We start from the raw sequence: 18,796 nt of genomic DNA on the forward strand, positions 1-18,796 counted from the left end.
CCGGAGGGGATACCGATGCCAAAAAAAGAAGGCCGTCATTATGCTGCGCTTCGTTCCCGCAATGTCCCGCCGCCATCCCGGCCCGGCCAGTCCGCCAGCGTGAGGGCAAATACGAGCGGAAGCAAAAAAAACCGGGGGGCTGGACGCACGGGCGCCGCAGTTAAGCAACAGGCAACAGGAGCGCGGAGCGGAAGTGCAGAAAAGGATTTTATGGAGCTAACCGAAACAGCAATGAATCAAAGGGAGGATAAGATACCTTCCACGGAGCACCGCAGCTTGAAGGCGGAGGATAATACGCCAACAGGAACACAAGTCAAAGAGCGTCCCAAGCTAAGCTCCTTGCTGCAAAGCACGTCACTGCCAAGGAAGCCTTCGCCTGGCGACGAATCGGAATGGAAGTCATCGCTTCAGCGCTATGTTCGCTTGTTTAACCGCACAGAAAGCGAGCAGAACGCCCGGGATTTGAGTCAATATGTCGCGGATGCTCTTCACGCCGAGCGATTGCAACAGCGGACCGACCGGCTGCGGGAGCGGGATTTGCTGAGAGGGGCCATACCCGCAGGCAGCGAAACCAAGGCCGAGCTGATTCGGGTCAATGAATCCGCTGGCGAGGTGTCGGTGCTGGTCAGGCTTCATGTGAAACGGAAAATGGAGCAAAAAGGCATGTATTACATGGAGGAAAGACAAGAGACGGAGCGTCTATGGCTTAGACGCGACGGACGGGATTGGACCGTGCTGCAGGTTGAGCCCGTTGTATCGGAGCGCCGCCCGCGATACGGTATTTCCGCGCAGCTGCAGGAGCAGGACTCCGACACGCTGCTCCCCGAGGAAACCGAAAGTATGCTGTCAGGCTCTGCCCCTTATTTAAATTATGAGCTGATGCCGGGATTTAAACGATGGAAGGGAGGCATCCCTTACCGCAGGGAGCTGGCTGCCGCATATGCGGACAGATGGTGGAACGAAGGCAATCCTTCCTTTGAGCTGTTTGACGTGAATTGCACCAATTACGTCTCCCAGTGTATCTTTGCAGGCAATGCCCCGATGAACTATACTGGTAGAAGGGAAAGCGGATGGTGGTACAAAGGGCGCGCTGGCAACCGGGAGAACTGGAGCTACAGCTGGGCTGTGGCAAATGCCATGGCGGCTTACCTTTCCGCAGCCCGTAAAGGCGGCTTGAGAGCGGTGATCGTGTCTTCGGCGGATGAACTGCAGCTAGGCGACGTGATTGCCTATGACTGGAACGGAGAAGGCAGGTTTCAGCATACAACGATTGTAACGGCTTTTGATTCCGCGGGACAGCCGCTGGTGAATGCCAATACCGTGCCAAGCAGGCACAGGTATTGGGATTATCGCGATTCTTATGCCTGGACCAGCGGAACGAAATACCGTTTCTTCCACATTCCAGACCTGTTATAAGTCATAAGTGTCTGTTCAAAAAGCCCGGTTATTCGTTTCAGCACGGCGTTAGTCATGCTTCGCGAATGTTGGCGGACTTTTTGAACAGCCTTTATGAAGGCGGCAGAGGGATGTCATTATTATCGTACCGGAGGATGTGCCATGGGGAGCAAAAAAAGAATAGGTCTTGTTTATGGGGGGAAATCCGGGGAGCACGAGGTATCCCTTCAGACGGCCTATGCAGTTATGAACCAGTTTGACTACAGCAAATACGAAATTAAACCTTTTTATATTACGAAGCAAGGCGAATGGAAATCCGGGGGCTTGTTGCTCTCTCCTCCGGCAAACGTGGAAAGCTTGCGTTTCGGCGGAGATGATCCGTTACGCTCAGGCGCTTATCTTGCGCCTCTTTTTGACGCATTGGATATGGGCAATGACGGGCATGACGCGGCAGGCATAAAGGCAAATAACGCAGAGATCGCTCAAATTAGCGGAGAGCATGCCGTCAGCCTGCAAAGCGGGCAAGAAAGCATTGATGTCATGTTCCCGCTGCTTCATGGCACCTTTGGCGAAGACGGAACGATTCAAGGGCTGTTTGAGATGGCCAACGTTCCTTATGTCGGAGCAGGCGTATTGGCATCCGCTGTGGGAATGGACAAGATCATGATGAAGAAAATTTTTGCCCAGGAAGGCTTGCCGCAATGCGTTTTCCGGTATTTCAACCGGACGCAGTGGGCGAAGGACGCTGCATTTTTTGTGATGGAATGCGAGGTTTCCCTCGGTTATCCATGCTTTATTAAACCGGCTAATCTGGGCTCAAGCGTAGGCGTTTCCAAAGCCAGAAACCGGGAAGAGCTGATTGCCGCCGTGGATTACGCATTCCGCTTCGACCGCAAGGTCATTGTAGAGGAGTTTGTAGATGCGCGGGAAATCGAGGTCAGCGTCCTGGGCAATGACGAAGCGAAAGCATCTGTTCCTGGCGAAATTTTGCCGTCTAATGAATTTTATGATTATAAAGCAAAATATATTGATGGCAAATCAAGCATGATGATTCCGGCAGATCTGCCTACGGAAACGGCGGAAGAAATCAGGGAGCTTGCCGTTCAGGCATTCCAGGCGATTGACGGCTCCGGGTTGTCGCGCGTGGACTTTTTCTTGCGCAAGGAAGACGGCGCTGTGTTCATTAATGAAGTGAATACAATGCCGGGCTTTACGCCGTTCAGCATGTATCCGCTGCTCTGGAGGGAAAGCGGTTTGCCTTACAACGAGCTGCTGGATACGCTCATTCAGCTTGCGGTTGACCGTCATGCGGCCAAGCAGGGGATTGATTTTACGGGCGATTCCAAGTCCGCAAACTGATTGTCGCGGGAGCAAAAGGCGCATAACCGGAAAGGCCGTTCGTCCTGCGCACGCTCAAAGGAGCAGAGCGGCCTGTCTGTTAAATTAAATGATGAACAAGTTGAACAAATTAGAAACTGGCGGATGGCCAAAGTGTGAATGGTTCTGGAGAAGCGGAGCGTTCGCCTTTTTTCCCGGATTTCACCATTGACACCTACTATTCAGGAAATCTGGGAAAAACAGCGATCGGAAGAACCTTTCACACGGCGGCCTTTCGATGAAGTTTTTTGTTCAACTTGTATGAAACGAAAGCGAGGAATCAGCATGGGGTTTGGTACCGAATTTAACTCAGTATGCAAATTCAAGTCGGAGCAGGAGCTTTATGAATTGCTGGAATATGGCAAGGGGAAAATGGTGAAAAAGGGATTTCGCGTTTATCCAACGGGGCAAAAGGTAATTGCCTATACGCCGGATAACCAGGCTATCGCAATCGTTAAAATTTTAGCGTCAATCGCAGAGATCAATTTTCAAGGCGAAGAGGTAACCCAGGTGGAGATGGAGCTTGTCCGCAAGCTGACCGAGCAGGAGTCGTCGGTTCAAACGTCGCTGGCTTACGAGATGTTTTTTGGAGAGCGGTCCTGATTCATGATTGTCAGATTTGGGTTTGTTGCCATGACAACGCTGCTTGAAGGCATTACGCCATCCCGCACCATGACCTACGCCACGTTTGGCAAGCAGGAAAACAGGGAACTCGCCCTTCAAAGACTGGAGGCGATAGCGGAGGATAATCTGAACAGCACCCTTCGCATATTGAAGCATTGCCAGAGGCATGATATCGGGATGTACCGCTTTTCATCCAAGCTGATTCCTCTTGCAACACATGCGGCGCTTGCGGATTGGTCGCCATATGAAAAATTGGCTCCAGCCTTTCGAGCGGTTGGCGACTATGCCAAAAAGCATGGCATGAGGACGTCCTTCCATCCCGACCATTTTTGCGTATTCAGCACGCCCCGGCCGGAGGTACTTGTTAATTCCGTTAAGGATCTTGTGCATCATGTCAGGATGCTGGAGGCTATGGGGCTTAATGAAGAGAGCAAATGCAACATTCATATGGGCGGCGCATACGGGGACAAGCTCTCGGCAGGCCAGCGCTTTGTTGCCCAGTTCGGAGAGCTGGAGCCTGGCATCCGCAATCGCGTAACGCTTGAAAATGACGATAAAACCTTTAACGTAGCCGAAACGGTAGCGGCAGCAGAGGCTACCCAGGTTCCCATGGTGCTGGATATCCATCACCATGCTGTCAATCCGGGGGAGGTGGGCTGGGACGAGCTGGTGCAGGACTATTGGCCGCGCATTCAGCTTTCGTGGGAGCGCGAAAGAGCTCGTCTGGGCATTGGAGAAGAGAAGGGGTTACCGCCCAAAATTCATGCCTCCAGTCCCAAAAGCGTCACTGATCCAAGGGGGCATGCGGATGACGTGGAGGCGGAGCCGCTGCTTCATTTTCTGAGACGCGCTGCGGGCTCCTGCAACTATATGGATTGTATGCTGGAAGCAAAAGCTAAGGATGCGGCGCTGCTGCGGCTGATGGATCAATTCAGGAAGCTTGAGGCAAGAGGAGAAGGGGTACGAGTGCTGGATGGCGGCGCAGCGGAAATTGCTCCGTACTGAAAGGTGAGATGACATCATGGAATGGCTGCTACTTGTGCTTCTTGGTTTGATTGCTGCCGTATTCGGCAGCATCGTTGGTTTGGGCGGCGGCATTATTATTGTGCCCGCCCTGCTGCTTGTTTCGCCCGTTCTAATCGGGGAGCAGCTGGATCATGCTACAGCAGCGGGCATTTCCCTCACTGTATTGATCGTAACCGCGTTGGCCTCTACATTATCCTACAACAAACGCGGCATTGTTGATTTACGCAGCGGGCTGCTGCTGTTTGCCTCCAGCGGGCCCGCGGCTGTAGCGGGAGCGGCTTTAACGGGCAAGCTGAATGCGGGCAGCTTTAATTTGGCTTTTGGATTTTTTATGCTGTTTATGGCCGTTTTGCTAATTGTCCGAGATAGGATGAAACCGTTTACCAAGGAATGGGCCATCAAGCGAACCATTACCGATTCCAGCGGACAGCTTCATAGCTATAGCTATGGCAAGCTGCCTATGCTCGCAATTGGCGCTTGCGTGGGGCTTATTTCGGGGCTTTTCGGCATCGGAGGCGGCTCCTTGTTTGTGCCGGTTATGGTGCTGCTCTTTCGCTTCCCGCCCCATGTCGCAGCTGCCACCTCCATGTTCGTTATTTTTCTGTCGTCCATTGTTGGAAGCGGCATGCATGCGGCGCTCTCCGAGGTGAACTGGCTGCTTGTGCTGGCGCTGGCTCCTGGAGCCTGGCTGGGCGGCGTCATAGGAGCCGCCATCGCCGTCCGCATAAGCGGAAAAGGACTGATGTGGCTGCTCAGAGCAACGCTTTTGGCGCTGGCCGCCAAAATGATGTATGACGGATTTGCGGCCTTGTAAGGGTTGTTCGGCTGTTCTACCCTCCCCTTCGTATGGAACGGGAATATAATGATAAACAAAGGGCTTGTTCATCAAATATACGAAACTTGTCACCTTAAGGGGCCGTATTGCATTACGATATTGTTAATGGCAAACCTGCAAAGGTTGTTCATCGGACTTTTAAACTATCGTTTTTATGTTATGCGAGGAGTGAGAGATGTGAATGAAGGACAAGGCGGCTACGCCGTCGGGGGAAAAAGCTTTACCGCCGTAGCTATCAACTGCGCCGCCAAGGCGGGGGAATGGATCAGGACAAAGCTTGGCAAACATTCCAGCCTTGATATAAAGCAGTCGCCTCATGATCTGGTTACCGAGGTGGACAAAGGCTCGGAAAGTCTGATCCGCAAATTGATCGCCACCCATTTTCCGCAGCATTCCTTTTTGGGAGAAGAAGGGGTGGAGCCGGGGCCCGAGGCATCGGCGCAAGCGCTGGCTGACGCCAGCAGCGCGGAATATTTATGGATCGTCGATCCCATTGACGGAACGACCAATTTTGTGCACGGCTTCCCGTTTTTTTGTGTATCCATTGCACTTGCTTACCGGGGCGAGGTCATTGTTGGCGTAGTTTATGATCCCATCAAGGATGAGCTTTTTGTAGCGGAAAAGGGCAAAGGGGCTTATGTGCATGGCAAAAGGATGGAGGTATCGCGGGAGGAAAGCTTGCGCGAAAGCCTTATTGCCACCGGACTGCCAGCCGATCATCTCTATGCGCTGCCGGTTAATTTGAAGGGTATCGCTGCCGTAGCGCCGCAAACGCGAAACCTGAGAATCGCGGGATCTGCCGCTCTCCATATGGCCTATGTGGCAGCGGGAAGGCTCAGCGGATTTTGGGAGATTGGCCTCAATAGCTGGGATTTGGCTGCAGGCGCCTTGCTTATTCAGGAGTCAGGCGGACGCGTGACGGATACCAAAGGCGAGCCTTACCATCTTGGCGTTCGCAATGTCGCTGCCAGCAATGGAATTATTCATGACGGACTTGTTCGAGCATTAGCGGAAGCGGATGCTGCGGGCTAAGGCGTGAGGGTTTGCCTCGGCAAGGAGTAGTTCTGGGTAGTTTTGGGAAGAATCTGTCAAAATAGTAATAAAAATCGTGTTTTAATCAAGCTGAATAGCTGAGGCCAGGCCAGATGATTAAGGCTTGGCCTTTTTTACAACAAGCATGGCGTTTGGCTGCAGCACGGCGTGTTTAATTGTATTGTAGCGGCATTATATAGATGCTCCGGCAATAATGAGGAAGGAAGTGAAGGAATGAAGGAATTCGGAAAACTCGGCAAAAGCAAAAAAACCAGCAAAGCAGCAATCTTAGCGGCAACGGCAACCGTGCTTGCCATGCTGATTGCTGGCTGTAGCGGCAAACCCCCGGAGGACGGCGCTTCAGGCATCACCTCTCCTTCTCCTCTCGCAGATTATCCCGAGGCCTCAGGCAGCAGTGAAGGCTTACCGTCAGGAGAAGAAAACGGGACTCCGAGCGAGTCCTCCGGCGCGTCCCAAGAGCCGGCGGCAACACCGTCCAAGGAAGCGGCGCCTTACGAAATTGCGGCGGAAGGGTTGGATATTCCATGGTCCATTGCTTTTGACGGCGACGTTATCTACATCAGCGAGCGCAAGGGCGGGATCGTGAAGGTGGACAACGGCGGCATGACGCGTATGTCCGTCCGGCTTGAAGAAGCCGTTCACCACGAAGCCGAAGGAGGGTTTTTAGGTTTTGTGCTGTCTCCGGATTTCCCTTCGGATCAAACGGCTTTTGCCTATCATACGTACAGGAGCGGCGGCAAAACCCTCAACCGGATAGTGCAGCTGAAGCTGGAGGGCGCTGAATGGGTCGAGCAAAAAGCGCTGCTGGAAGGTATCCCCGGAAGTCTCTATCATAACGGAGGCAGGCTGGAGCTTGGCCCGGACGGACTTCTGTACGTAACAACAGGCGACGCAACTCAAACGAGTCTGTCCCAGGACAAGGAATCTCTTGCGGGCAAAATATTGCGCCTTAACCTGGACGGCAGCATCCCACCGGACAATCCGTCATCATCCTCTTACATGTATTCCTATGGACATCGCAATCCGCAAGGGCTGGCCTGGACAAGCGACGGGACGATGTACAGCAGCGAGCACGGCCCCTCCGGCAGCCCCGGCGGCCATGACGAGGTGAATAGGATTACGCCAGGGTCTAACTATGGATGGCCTGAGCTTATTGGAGATCAGACGCGCCCCGGAATGGTTCCGCCGCTCTACCACACCGGAGATGAGGCTATTGCGCCGTCCGGCACGATAGTTGACGGGGAGGGACGTTTGCTTATCGCCGCGTTGGCAGGGGAAGGCATCTATCGGTATACGCCCTCCACCGGGGAGATGGAAAAGTGGCATGAAGGCGAAGGCCGTATCCGCGATTTGCATTTGAAGGACGGACGCCTGTACTTCATTACGAACAACAGAGACGGGCGGGGCAATCCTTTGCAGAAGGATGATCGGCTAGTCGTTATGGATTATTCCTGATGAATAGGCCTCCCGGCATGCATTGCATTGAAAACGGTTATCAATTAAAATACGTGTAATGGAATCGCCTGATCGAAAGCGTTGTTAGGCACGTATTCATGGTTGCCGTCGGATTGGTGCAAGGAGGTTTATTAACAAATGAATTTGGAAGCGCACATCAAGCTGCTCAATGCGGCGCATCTGCAAATTATGGATGTCAGGCTGCACGTATTGCGGGCTGGACAAGGAGAGGAGCGCTGGCGTCTTCCTGCCAGCGCCTATTTGTATTTTGCCGCCGGGACGGCAAAGGTCCGAATGGATGACAGGCTTCGGACGCTTAAGCCTTATTCTGTATTGCATGGCGGAAAAGGCATGCAGCTTGATATGGTGCCGGAATGCGAGTGCCGGTATTACGTCATCTTGTACAAAACGACGCTGCCGCAGCGCAGCCGCCAAAAGATGGATATCATGCAGCAGGAGTCGCCTTTCCAGGCGCAATATGTCATTCGCGCAAACCAGCCCATTTATCTGCTCGACAAGGCGAAGCGTATTTATGCCGAGTGGCAAAAGGCCAACGATTTGAACAAGCTGATGGCCAAAGCTTTGTTTTATCAATGGGTTTATGAAATCGCGGGACAATTGAGCCGGAACGAAATACGCTATGTCCAGCCTGACCTTGCGGCACAGGCGGCGGACTATATACAAGAGCATTATCGTGAACCGGTTACGCTGGAGCAGCTTGCGGAATTGCTGGATTGCAGCCCGAGACAGCTGATGCGTAAATTCCGGGAGGCTTTTCATACCTCGCCTATTGATTATGTCATTGGATTAAGACTGAGCAAAGCGAAGGAGCTGTTGACGGACAGAGGCATGCCGCTCAAAACGATTGCGGAAAGCGTAGGCTATGCCGACAGCTATTATTTCAGCAGGCTGTTTAAGAAGCATACTGGCCTGTCGCCGGCCAGCTACCGCGAAAAAAACCTTCGTCCAGATGATCCATTGATTATGTCTACATCGTCCATTGCTCAATGGGGCAACTCCGGTTATATTGATATTGGCTTTGATAATCATTATCAATATAGGGGAGAGGGAGATTCATCCATGTACTTTCAATCTAAAAAAATGCTAACCGTGCTCGTAATCTGTCTTACGCTGGTGATTAGCGCATGTGGCGGCGGAGCGGGCAATCAGGCTGCGGGTCCGGCTGCTAGCTCGTCGCCAACAGCTTCCCAGTCTGCGGAGTCAACCCCGGCGGACTCATCAAGAACAATCAAGCATGCGATGGGTGAAAGGACGCTGTCTGGTACTCCTGAACGAGTCGTCATTTTAACAAATGAGGGCACGGAGGCGCTATTGGCGCTTGGTATCAAGCCAGTCGGAGCAGTTCAGTCCTGGTATCAGGACCCCTGGTACAATCACATTGCCGGCGACATGAAGGATGTTGTAGTTGTTGGAGATGAGCTCCAGCCCAACATCGAGCTGATCGCCAGCCTGAAGCCGGATTTGATCATCGGCAACAAGGTGCGCCAGGAAAAAATTTACGAGCAGCTTAATGCTCTTGCACCAACGATATTTTCCGAGGATTTGGCCGGAGATTGGAAAATCAACTTCTCCTTGTATTCCAGAGCAGTGAACAAGGAAGAGGAAGGCAAGGAGCTGATGGAGGCTTTTGACCACCGCGTCGAGGAAGCAAAAGCCAAGCTGGCGGACAAGCTGGATTCCAAAATCTCCATCGTCCGCTTTACCCCAAGCCAGGTCCGCATCTACTTGAAGCAAACATTCTCGGGCGTGCTGCTTGACCAGCTTGGCTTTGCTCGGCCGGCCTCCCAGGACAAGGACGACTTTATTGAAGTGCTGTCCAAGGAGACTATTTCCAGCATGGACGGCGACGTCATGTTCTACTTTGTTTCGGAAACGCAGGAGGACAATGAAGCCTCCAAGGTTGCACAGGAATGGCTGGAGGATCCGTTATTCAAAAATTTGGAGGTTTCCAAAAACGGCAAGGTTGTCAAGGTGGATGAGGCTATCTGGAATACGGCCGGGGGATACGAGGCGGCAAACCTGCTGCTTGATGAAATCCTGGATTATTTTGAGGCGAATTAATGCACTCGAAGCGCAACCGGAATCCAAAACTTTTGGCAGGGCTGGCAACAGGTGTTGCGGTCCTGCTGTTTGTCATGTTGTTTAGTGTTTTGCGCGGCATTCAATCGTTCGGGGTGCGGGAGCTTTGGCAGGCGTACGCCCTTTTCGACGGATCGAATGAGCATTTGCTCATATCGACGGTGCGTATGCCCCGCACTCTTATTGCGGCTGCTGTTGGAGCAAGTCTGGCTATGGCCGGTGTTATCATGCAGGTGTTGACCCGCAATCCGCTGGCCTCTCCTTCCGTATTTGGCATTAATGCCGGAGCTTCCTTATGCGTTGTAGCGGCTCTTGTTCTCTACGGCTCGTCGCTCACAATCGGCGGGATGATTCCTATTGCGCTTGCGGGGGCTGCCGTAACGGCCGTTATTGTTTTTGTATTAGGAAGCCTGGGAGGCGGAAAGCTCGATACGGCAAGGCTGACGCTTGCAGGCGCGTCAATTGCGGCTTTTTCCGCTTCTTTGACCTCCGGATTGATTCTGCTGAATGGTCAGGCGCTCGAAGACGCTTTGTTCTGGATGATCGGCTCCGTATCTGGAAGGAAGCTGGAGCATTTGCAGCAGGTGCTGCCTTATATGTCGCTTGGCTGGCTGGTTGCGCTTGGCATTGGGCCTTCGCTTAATGTCATGGCCTTGGGAGACGACAATGCGAAAGGGCTGGGGATGAGGCTGAAGCTTGTTCAGTCCCTGGCCGCCGCCGCTGTCATACTGCTGGCGGGCAGCTCGGTTGCCGCTGCCGGGCCAATTGCTTTTGTCGGGCTGATGGTTCCGCATGTGTGCAGGGCTATAGCCGGTGAGGATCATCGCTGGCTGCTGCCGTATAGTGCCGTTGCAGGCGCGCTTTTGCTGGTTGGAGCCGATTTGCTGTCGCGTTTTGTACTGATGCCGCGCGAGGTTCCCGTAGGCATTGCAACCGCCTTGCTCGGCGTACCGTTTCTGATTGCCATCGCGAGGAGGCGAAAGCATGATTAGCCGCCGCAAAGCAGGCGGAGCAATTGTAGGCGGAGCTTTGGCTATCGTCATTGCTATCGCGCTGATTTCGCTCAGTCTGGGAACTACAAAGCTGTCATTCATGGAGGTGCTGGCGACGCTGGCGGGCAGAGGGGAAGTAGATAGCAGCATGATTGTCCTTCAGCTTCGTCTGCCGCGCATTCTTGCCGCGATTATGGTCGGGGCCGCATTAGGCGTTGCTGGAGCCCTGCTGCAGGGCGTTGTGCGCAACCCTTTGGCTTCTCCCGACGTGCTGGGCGTAACAGGAGGAGCATCCGTATGTGTTGTGGCGTTTATGACGCTGGTCAAAGGCTTTAGCGTTCATTGGATACCCTTTGTCGCCGCTGCGGGCGCGCTGGCTGCCGCAGCGCTTTTGTACGGGTTAGGCTGGAAAAAAGGCATATCGCCATCGCGGCTTGTCATTATTGGCATCGGCTTATCTGCTGCTGCGGGTGCGTTGACGACGTTTCTGCTCATCAGCGGGCCTTCTTACCTGGCGACGCAGGTGCTAAGCTGGACGACGGGCAGCATCTACGGGACAAACTGGACGTATATCAAAATGTTATGGCCGTGGATTGTAATTCTGCTGCCCTGCGCCATGCTGCTGTTCAGGGAGCTAAACGTGCAATCGCTAGGAGCGCCCGCCGCAATCGGGCTAGGAAGCTCATTGCAGCGAAGCAGGCTGCTTGCGCTATTGATATGCGTGGCTTTATGCGGAGCGGCCGTTGGCGTTGCGGGGACGCTGTCCTTCATAGGTTTAATGGCTCCTCATTTGTCGCGGCTGCTTGTCGGGGCCTCCTACCGTCTGGTGCTGCCAATGTCCGCCTTGACCGGGGCAGCTTTGCTGCTTCTTGCGGATTTGGGAGGACGAATGCTGTTTATGCCGCTGGATATTCCCGCCGGTGTTTTTACCGCCGGCGTTGGCGCTCCTTTTTTTATTTTTTTGCTGTTCAAAACCAGACAAAGAAGCATTTCTGCTCCCTGATGACTTTTCTTTCGCCAAAAGAAGCTGCCTTCCGCATGACAGCGGTTGACAGCTTCTTTTTTAACACAAACGATCAGATTGTTATTAGCGATAAAATCTGCGGCTTAACGCGGCCGCTCCTACGGAGCTTAACACAACCGCTCCTACGGAGCTTAACACAACCGCTCCTCTGGAGCTTAACGCAGCCGCTCCTTTGGAGCTTAACGCAGCCGCTCCTCTGGAGCTTAACGCAGCCGCTCCTTTGGAGCTTAACGCAGCCGCTCCTACGGAGCTTAACACAACCGCTCCTCTGCGGTTAGCCATGCTGGTCAGTCTAGAACGGTTGGCAGCTTCCCAGCTTGGAGCGGCTTGTACATCAGCAAATCGTCAACGTACCTTCCGTTAATGAAAAACTCCTCGACCATTCTTCCTTGAAGGATAAAACCACATTTTTCATAAAAAGCGATCGCTCCCGTATTACTCGATAATACGCGCAAGTAAAGCTTTCTCTTTCCTTGCGATGCTGCATATTGTTCAGCAGCCTCCAGAAGCGCGCGTCCGATGCCTGCGCCTCTGAATCGTGAATCTACCGCAATAGCCAGCTCGACTACGTGGCGGTTGGACAGAAGGGAGGTTGGAGGACGCATGCCCACATACCCGCAAAAAACACCATCAAGCTCCGCAACTAGTTGTGAACCGGGAGGGTTGTGTTCGGCAAATTGCTCAAGCGTTGTTTGTTTGGTTAAGTCGGCTGGTGAATTGTCGTAATTCCAGACTTTACTGTCAAGCGCCAGCATATCCGGCAAATCTCTGGTTTCGGAAAGTCTTGTCGTTAGCAAAATAACGCCTCCATTACAATATTTTGTCTTATCATTGCTGCTATATCCGTTCAACTAGTGGTTGCTGGCAGTAGTCCGCCAGGCGGGAAGCTCAGCACGGTGTGCTGGGCTGGCTCTATTTTGGCTCTATTCTGGTTCTATCCTGGCTCTATACTGATTCTGTTATAACTGGGCAAAAGCGGTTTGAGCTGCTGCTATCGTTACTTGGATGTCCTGCTCGGTATGCGCCGTTGTCAGGAACCAGGCCTCATATTTGGACGGCGCCAGATTAATGCCTTGATCCAGCATCAGCTTGAAAAAACGCCCAAATTGCTCGCCATCTGTATCTTGAGCTTCATCATAATTGGTAATAGGATGATTGCAGAAATGAGCCGAAAACGAACCGCGTATGCGATTGATGGTTAACGGTACGCCATTTCGGTCCGCAGCCTCCTGTAAGCCGTGGGCAAGCTTGGCTGCCAGACCATCCATCCGGTCGTATATGCCGGACTCCTGCAGCACCTCCAGACAAGCGATGCCTGCGGATATGGAAGCGGGATTGCCAGCCATTGTGCCCGCCTGATAAGCGGGACCCAGCGGAGCAACCTGCTCCATAATTTCTTTTCGCCCGCCGTAAGCTCCAATGGGAAGGCCTCCCCCGATAATTTTGCCCAGTGCGGTTAGATCCGGCTGAATGGCGTCATGATCCGGAAAAGCGCTAAAGGTTTGCGCGGAGCCATAATGAAAACGGAAAGCGCTGATGACTTCATCATAGATCACTAATGAACCTGCCTCCCGCGCAAGACTGCACAACCCCTCCAGATAACCCTCATGCGGCATGACCATGCCAAAGTTGCCGACGATAGGCTCAACCATGACTGCAGCGGTTTCGTGGCCCCAGCGCTCCAGAGCCTCCTTCAAGGCAGGCAGGTTGTTAAACGGCACTGTGATCACCTCATGAGCGATGGTAGTCGGGATACCAGCGCTATCCGGAATGCCAAGCGTGGACGGGCCGGAGCCTGCGGCAACCAGCACTAGATCGGAATGACCGTGATAGCAGCCGGCAAATTTGATGATTTTGCTGCGTCCGGTGTAAGCTCTTGCGACACGAATCGTTGTCATAACGGCTTCGGTGCCTGAATTAACAAAACGAACCTTGTCCATGGAAGGGATGGCTTCCTTAAGCATCATGGCCAGCTTGATTTCAAGCTCGGTTGGCGTGCCGTATAAAACTCCGTCGCGGGCAGCTTTAACGATGGCTTCCGTAATATGGGGGTGGGCGTGACCAGTAATGATAGGCCCGTATGCGGCGAGGTAATCAATATAGCGGTTGTTGTCGACATCCCAGAAATGAGCGCCCTCCGCCCGTTTCATAAAGACGGGAGCTCCGCCGCCAACGGCCTTGTAGGAGCGGGAGGGGCTGTTTACGCCCCCTACAATATGCTGCAGCGCCGTTTCATACAACACCTGCGAGGTTGGTCTTTGATTAGTCATCATATTCATACTCCTTATAAGCTTTAATAAAAGCTGCTCTATTCAGAAATCAGCAATTGGAATTATGAGACATGTGGAGTGGAAACACCCGCATTAAACTAGAGGCAACATTCATAAAAATGCGAGCGCTCCGCATGAAAAAGCTGCAATTTTACAGGAGGCGGTGGCCCAAAAGAGTTGGAATGAATCCCCGCCCGCTGTGCTGATGGAGGAAAATGTACGATTTGTCTTACAAAACAAAACGCTGGCCGCACGGAAATCGGTATTTTGTACGATTCCTCGTACAAAACAAGGGGCTGGCCGCACGGAAATCAGCATTTTGTACGATTCCTCGTACAAAACAAAAGGCTGGCCGCACGGAAATCGGTATTTTGTACGATTCCTCGTACAAAACAAGGGGCAGGCCGCGCGAAAATCGGCATTTTGTACGTTTCCTCGTACAAAATGAAAGATTTGTGTCAGCTAATCATTCACATGATGCCCCTATGCCCCTCTTCAGGGTTTGGAGCTTGGAGGTTTAATTGAGCGATTGATATCCTGAAATTATTTCTATTTTCTAGTTGATACGTTTTATTACCAACTTCATAAATGAGTAAGCGCCGCTTATGCAGCGGCGCCGGAAACATGTTTTTCAAGTCCTCGTCCGTCGTCGCCGGGAAGAGGAAGCATTAAAAGAAGTTAGCAGTCAAAAGCCTAATAAAATGCAAATTTGCGCTTACAAGTCTGCATTATCGTGTCATATGTGCAAAAGCGCATCAACAAGTCTGCTTTATCGTGTCATATGTGCAAAAGCGCATCAACAAGTCTGCCTGATCGTGTCAATATGTGCAACCGCGCACCAACAAGTCAGCTTTATCGTGTCAATATGTGCAACCGCGCACCAACAAGCTTCCCTTAGTGAGTTTGTATCTACAAGCCACCATAAACGAGCTTACATAAAAGGGGGTGCTCGCTCTCATCAGGAATTTGTATTAGCTGGCGCTTCCTGAACGGGAGGAGGAACTGCTGCTCCCTGACGAACTGCCTCCCGATATACGAGATGTTCCGGGGTAACCTCCATTTAAGCTATCGGCTCCGTTAGAACGATTGCCATTGTAGATGCTGGTGCCGCCGGCGGAGCCATTGCGGCTTGGGCTTGCGGAGCCGCTATTGGATGTGGAGCCGCCACTGGAAGTGGAGCTGCCATTGGATGCCGAGCCGCCATCGGACGTGGAGCTGGCTCCATCCGTTGTGCTTTGTTCGCCTGTTCCGTCAGGAGACTCTGAAGGAGGCGGCACAGTATCGTCTTTGGATAGTATTTCCTGGACATAGCCAAGCAAGGCATCTTCATCCCGTATGCTGATGACGGACGCGCCGCCGATGGTTTCTTCCTTGACGAGCTCCATTGGCGGAACCTGTGCTGTACCTCCAACATGGCTTTCTACGCCAAGCTGGGCAAGCTTCAGCATGTCGCTGACCGCCAGATTGGTTTCAATATAAGGAGACACGCTGTCCAAAATTTCCTTCATGCGAATCAGGTTCCATCCGGATTGCAGCTTGTCGGCCACTGCCTTCAGGAAGTTACGCTGGCGTTCTGTGCGCGTGTAATCGCTCATTGCATCATGACGGAATCGCACATATTGCAAAGCCTTGTCGCCATCAAGCAGCTGGTATCCCTTCTCCAGGTTGATGTCGTAGCGGTTTCCGTCAGCGTTGTCGCGGTACCTCATATTCTTTTCGACATCAAACCAGATGCCGCCGATTGTATCAATCAACGATTTGAAGCCTTCAAAATCGGTGTATACATAATATTGTATTTCCAGCCCCAGCAGATCGCCTGCCGATTTCATGGCTAATGAAGGGCCGCCGACCGTAATGGCCGTGTTGATGCGTCCGCGTCCATATCCCTCTATATCCGTATAGGTGTCCCGAAGAATCGAGAATAAATGTGCTTTTTTAGTTACAGGATCAAAGGAAGCGACAAGCAGGGAGTCAGATCGTGCGACCTCTCCTTCCGCGGCATCGCGGGCATCTCCGCCAAGCAGCAGGATGTTGACTCGTTCTTTCCCTTCCCATTTCGGAATTTCGACTGTTTTCTCCGGCTCGATCTCTTGAAAGCGAGATTCCTCCGGCGGTTTTTGAAAGTCATTCAATGCGCTGTAGACGCCGGCTCCCCAATAAATGGTGATGCCAATAATGACTGCCGCTACAGTGGACAGGCTAATAATAACCCACTTCCAGCGGAATTTTTTTGTACGCATTGCGTGTGCAATCTCCTTTCGGGCATGTGGGTCAGTACAGGCAGGCCGGCAAGCGGCAGGTCATTGGAGCAACCTTACATAGACATTTACGCCTGACGATAACTGATGTATGATTACATATCATAAAATTATAAAGCTCAAGATAGACCTGTTGCAAGTTTTGCAATAATAATGATGTCTAAACTTCTGCAAGGAGCAGATATTGCCGAATGATTGCCCCAGGCCAGGCGCTTTTCGATGGCTTAATCCAGGAGCTAATCGAGGATTAACGTGTCGGCAAGGGACAAAAAAGCGGTGCACGTCGCCGCTCCAGCGAGGTTTAAGACATGACCATGCAAGAAATGGAACGAGAATATTGTAAGATAATGCTGGTCAACTTGAAAGTAAATTTATGTTGAGATTAGAAAACTCTCATAAAGCTGGCTTATTAAAAGGGTTTTTCTTCCAACTTCAACTATTTGTTTTTCCGACAAGTCCGGAATTGCGGCGGGGATTGCCAGAAGTCATTCTGTCGATTGCCGGAGTTATTCCATTATTTCCGGGGAAATGTCGAAACGAGAGGAGCTGTCCACAGCACGATGCTTGCTATTGATGTCAAAGATTTGCGAAAGGATTTTCGCGTGCAGAAAAACCGCGAAGGCTTGTCTGGCGCGCTAAAGGATCTGTTTAAGCGGGAATACAGGGAAGTAAGGGCGGTTAAGGACATTTCGTTCCAAATTCCACAGGGCGAGATTTGCGGATATATCGGCGAAAATGGAGCCGGGAAATCAACAACGATCAAAATGCTGACCGGCATTCTTGTGCCGACGGCGGGAGAGATCAAGGTGAATGGTTATGTGCCTTACCGTGACCGGGAAAAATTCGTTAACGAAATTGGCGTTGTTTTTGGTCAACGCTCCCAGCTATGGTGGGATATCGGCGTAATCGAATCGTTCCGTTTGCTCCGTAAGGTCTATCGTGTGCCGGAGCAGGACTTCCGCAGGCGGCTGGACCGGCTGGTGGAACGTCTTCAATTAGGAGATTTGCTGAACCGTCCTGTGCGCAAGCTGAGCCTGGGTCAGCGCATGCGTTGCGAGCTGGTGGCTTCGCTGCTGCATAATCCCAAAATTTTGTTTCTGGATGAGCCCACCATCGGTTTGGATATCGTGGTCAAAACCGAAATCCGCGATTTTCTAATGGAAATGAATCGGGAAGAAGGCACAACCATTCTTCTCACGACGCATGATCTTCAGGATATCGAAGCGTTGTGCTCCAGAGTGGTGATGCTGGACGACGGGCGCATTATTTATGATGGCGGATTGGAAGAGCTGAAAACAAAGTGGAGCAAGGGCCGGGAAATCGTATTCCAGTTTGGGAAGCAGACGCCTTTGGCGAAGCTTCAGGAGCTGACAAGCGATCTGGATACGGAATGGACCATCGAAAATGACGTAAGCGCCAGATTGTTTGTGCCTCATTCCGTCAGCTTTTCCGATGCGATGGCAAGAGTGGTAGGCGGAGCGGATATTCGCGATATCAAAATTATCGAAACCAATACGGACGAAATCGTGCGCGGCATCTACCAGTCCGGCACTGCTGATGCGGATGAAGCCAAGAAGGAGCTTGCTTCGGGATGATTAGCGCATATATTGATTTTATCCGCATCCGCTTTTTAATGATGCTGGCGTATCGCGTCAATTATTACAGCGGCATAATTATTTATGCCATTAATATAGGAGCGTATTATTTCCTGTGGCAGGCCATTTATGGCAGCCAGGAATCGCTCGCCGGCTTTACCGTGCCGCAGATGACCACGTATATCGCCGTTTCGTGGATGGCGCGGGCGTTTTATTTTAACAATCTGGATCGTGAAATCGCGAACGAAATCCGCGACGGCAGCGTAGCGGTGCAGCTGATCCGGCCGTATTCCTATCTGCTGGTCAAAATGATGCAGGGCTTTGGCGAAGGGCTGTTCCGCCTGCTGCTGTTTATGGTGCCGGGGCTGTTTATCGTTTGTCTGATTTTTCCGGTTTCCTTGCCCAAGGAGCCGACGGTGTGGCTCATCTATGCCGTCATGCTGTTTTTCAGCTTCCTCATCAATTCGCAAATTAATATTTTGACGGGGCTGTTTGCGTTTTTTGTGGAAAATAATGAAGGAATGATGCGTATGAAGCGGGTCATGGTGGACCTGTTTTCCGGCGTTGTGGTGCCAATTGCGTTTTTCCCGGGCTGGCTGACGGGCATTATGCAGTGGCTTCCGTTTCAAGCGATTACGTATCTGCCAAGCTCTGTGTTTACGGGAAGAACGCCAATTAAAGAAGCGGCGGGCGTATTTGGGCTGCAGGCGCTATGGTTTGTTATTTTGCTCCTTCCAATCTGGCTGATTTGGCGCGCGGCCCGCAAGCGGCTGTTCGTGCAGGGAGGGTAAC

General features: G+C 52.2%; 16 protein-coding genes. 12 read left to right on the plus strand and 4 right to left on the minus strand.

All coding sequences use genetic code 11. The annotated features are described in order from the left end of the window. Positions 1 to 15: 15 nt before the first annotated feature. The 10 genes from A7K91_RS11625 to A7K91_RS11670 all read left to right on the plus strand — a co-directional run bounded on the left by A7K91_RS11625 (position 16) and on the right by A7K91_RS11670 (position 11,860). Positions 16 to 1,416: an amidase domain-containing protein gene (locus tag A7K91_RS11625; protein WP_245697445.1), complete on the plus strand. Its 1,401-nt coding sequence runs from the start codon at positions 16 to 18 to the stop codon at positions 1,414 to 1,416. Positions 1,417 to 1,557: 141 nt separating this feature from the next. Beyond that, positions 1,558 to 2,754, plus strand: coding sequence for a D-alanine--D-alanine ligase (locus A7K91_RS11630; protein WP_068682830.1), 1,197 nt, complete (start codon positions 1,558 to 1,560; stop codon positions 2,752 to 2,754). Between the two features lie 303 nt (positions 2,755 to 3,057). After that, positions 3,058 to 3,375: a hypothetical protein gene (locus A7K91_RS11635; RefSeq protein ID WP_068682832.1), complete on the plus strand. Its 318-nt coding sequence runs from the start codon at positions 3,058 to 3,060 to the stop codon at positions 3,373 to 3,375. A gap of 3 nt (positions 3,376 to 3,378) precedes the next feature. Next, complete coding sequence (gene uvsE / locus A7K91_RS11640) at positions 3,379 to 4,401, plus strand: UV DNA damage repair endonuclease UvsE (protein ID WP_068682834.1); 1,023 nt, start codon at positions 3,379 to 3,381, stop codon at positions 4,399 to 4,401. A gap of 16 nt (positions 4,402 to 4,417) precedes the next feature. Beyond that, positions 4,418 to 5,236, plus strand: a complete 819-nt coding sequence (locus A7K91_RS11645) for a sulfite exporter TauE/SafE family protein (RefSeq protein WP_068682836.1) — start codon at positions 4,418 to 4,420, stop codon at positions 5,234 to 5,236. A 198-nt stretch (positions 5,237 to 5,434) separates the two neighbouring features. Next, the gene (locus A7K91_RS11650; RefSeq protein WP_245697451.1) at positions 5,435 to 6,289 is read left to right on the plus strand and encodes an inositol monophosphatase family protein; all 855 of its coding nucleotides are present in this window, start codon (positions 5,435 to 5,437) and stop codon (positions 6,287 to 6,289) included. 234 nt (positions 6,290 to 6,523) lie between these two features. Continuing rightward, positions 6,524 to 7,765 (plus strand): PQQ-dependent sugar dehydrogenase, encoded by a 1,242-nt coding sequence (locus tag A7K91_RS11655; protein ID WP_068682839.1) that lies wholly within the window; start codon positions 6,524 to 6,526, stop codon positions 7,763 to 7,765. A gap of 138 nt (positions 7,766 to 7,903) precedes the next feature. After that, positions 7,904 to 9,847: an ABC transporter substrate-binding protein gene (locus A7K91_RS27375; protein ID WP_082967399.1), complete on the plus strand. Its 1,944-nt coding sequence runs from the start codon at positions 7,904 to 7,906 to the stop codon at positions 9,845 to 9,847. After that, positions 9,847 to 10,857 carry a FecCD family ABC transporter permease gene (locus tag A7K91_RS11665; RefSeq protein WP_068682841.1) on the plus strand — a complete coding sequence of 337 codons (1,011 nt, stop codon included), beginning with the start codon at positions 9,847 to 9,849 and terminating at the stop codon, positions 10,855 to 10,857. Before A7K91_RS27375 ends, A7K91_RS11665 begins: the two co-directional genes overlap by 1 nt. Beyond that, positions 10,850 to 11,860: a FecCD family ABC transporter permease gene (locus A7K91_RS11670; protein ID WP_068682843.1), complete on the plus strand. Its 1,011-nt coding sequence runs from the start codon at positions 10,850 to 10,852 to the stop codon at positions 11,858 to 11,860. Before A7K91_RS11665 ends, A7K91_RS11670 begins: the two co-directional genes overlap by 8 nt. An 84-nt stretch (positions 11,861 to 11,944) precedes the next feature. Here the strand turns inward: A7K91_RS11670 and A7K91_RS11675 are convergent, their stop codons facing one another. The 4 genes from A7K91_RS11675 to A7K91_RS11695 all read right to left on the minus strand — a co-directional run bounded on the left by A7K91_RS11675 (position 11,945) and on the right by A7K91_RS11695 (position 16,391). Continuing rightward, complete coding sequence (locus tag A7K91_RS11675; protein WP_068682845.1) at positions 11,945 to 12,163, minus strand: hypothetical protein; 219 nt, start codon at positions 12,161 to 12,163, stop codon at positions 11,945 to 11,947. A 5-nt stretch (positions 12,164 to 12,168) separates the two neighbouring features. Then, a complete protein-coding gene (locus A7K91_RS11680) occupies positions 12,169 to 12,678 on the minus strand; it encodes a GNAT family N-acetyltransferase (RefSeq protein WP_082967400.1) in 510 nt (169 codons plus the stop codon). Positions 12,679 to 12,840: 162 nt separating this feature from the next. Next, positions 12,841 to 14,151, minus strand: coding sequence for a glutamate-1-semialdehyde 2,1-aminomutase (locus tag A7K91_RS11685; protein WP_068683141.1), 1,311 nt, complete (start codon positions 14,149 to 14,151; stop codon positions 12,841 to 12,843). Between the two features lie 971 nt (positions 14,152 to 15,122). Beyond that, positions 15,123 to 16,391: an LCP family protein gene (locus A7K91_RS11695; protein WP_082967401.1), complete on the minus strand. Its 1,269-nt coding sequence runs from the start codon at positions 16,389 to 16,391 to the stop codon at positions 15,123 to 15,125. Between the two features lie 578 nt (positions 16,392 to 16,969). On the opposite strand from A7K91_RS11695, the gene A7K91_RS11700 reads away from it, so the two are divergent. Both A7K91_RS11700 and A7K91_RS11705 read left to right on the plus strand, forming a co-directional pair. After that, positions 16,970 to 18,004: an ABC transporter ATP-binding protein gene (locus tag A7K91_RS11700; RefSeq protein WP_068682849.1), complete on the plus strand. Its 1,035-nt coding sequence runs from the start codon at positions 16,970 to 16,972 to the stop codon at positions 18,002 to 18,004. After that, entirely contained in the window at positions 18,001 to 18,795 is a 795-nt protein-coding gene (locus A7K91_RS11705) for an ABC transporter permease (RefSeq protein WP_068682851.1), read from the plus strand. The genes A7K91_RS11700 and A7K91_RS11705 overlap by 4 nt, the downstream gene beginning before the upstream one ends. The last annotated feature ends 1 nt before the right edge of the window (position 18,796 follow it).

Origin of the sequence: Paenibacillus oryzae, from assembly GCF_001675045.1 — a bacterium.
GTDB lineage: Bacteria > Bacillota > Bacilli > Paenibacillales > Paenibacillaceae > Pristimantibacillus > Pristimantibacillus oryzae.

What these genes read in the sequence shown, in the direction of transcription:
- A7K91_RS11625 (WP_245697445.1), top strand. Translation starts at nt 16, where the DNA reads ATGCCAAAAAAAGAAGGCCGTCATTATGCTGCGCTTCGTTCCCGCAAT.
- A7K91_RS11630 (WP_068682830.1), top strand. Translation starts at nt 1,558, where the DNA reads ATGGGGAGCAAAAAAAGAATAGGTCTTGTTTATGGGGGGAAATCCGGG.
- A7K91_RS11635 (WP_068682832.1), top strand. Translation starts at nt 3,058, where the DNA reads ATGGGGTTTGGTACCGAATTTAACTCAGTATGCAAATTCAAGTCGGAG.
- uvsE (WP_068682834.1), top strand. Translation starts at nt 3,379, where the DNA reads ATGATTGTCAGATTTGGGTTTGTTGCCATGACAACGCTGCTTGAAGGC.
- A7K91_RS11645 (WP_068682836.1), top strand. Translation starts at nt 4,418, where the DNA reads ATGGAATGGCTGCTACTTGTGCTTCTTGGTTTGATTGCTGCCGTATTC.
- A7K91_RS11655 (WP_068682839.1), top strand. Translation starts at nt 6,524, where the DNA reads ATGAAGGAATTCGGAAAACTCGGCAAAAGCAAAAAAACCAGCAAAGCA.
- A7K91_RS27375 (WP_082967399.1), top strand. Translation starts at nt 7,904, where the DNA reads ATGAATTTGGAAGCGCACATCAAGCTGCTCAATGCGGCGCATCTGCAA.
- A7K91_RS11665 (WP_068682841.1), top strand. Translation starts at nt 9,847, where the DNA reads ATGCACTCGAAGCGCAACCGGAATCCAAAACTTTTGGCAGGGCTGGCA.
- A7K91_RS11670 (WP_068682843.1), top strand. Translation starts at nt 10,850, where the DNA reads ATGATTAGCCGCCGCAAAGCAGGCGGAGCAATTGTAGGCGGAGCTTTG.
- A7K91_RS11675 (WP_068682845.1), bottom strand. Translation starts at nt 12,163, where the DNA reads ATGGCTAACCGCAGAGGAGCGGTTGTGTTAAGCTCCGTAGGAGCGGCT.
- A7K91_RS11685 (WP_068683141.1), bottom strand. Translation starts at nt 14,151, where the DNA reads ATGACTAATCAAAGACCAACCTCGCAGGTGTTGTATGAAACGGCGCTG.
- A7K91_RS11695 (WP_082967401.1), bottom strand. Translation starts at nt 16,391, where the DNA reads ATGCGTACAAAAAAATTCCGCTGGAAGTGGGTTATTATTAGCCTGTCC.
- A7K91_RS11700 (WP_068682849.1), top strand. Translation starts at nt 16,970, where the DNA reads ATGCTTGCTATTGATGTCAAAGATTTGCGAAAGGATTTTCGCGTGCAG.
- A7K91_RS11705 (WP_068682851.1), top strand. Translation starts at nt 18,001, where the DNA reads ATGATTAGCGCATATATTGATTTTATCCGCATCCGCTTTTTAATGATG.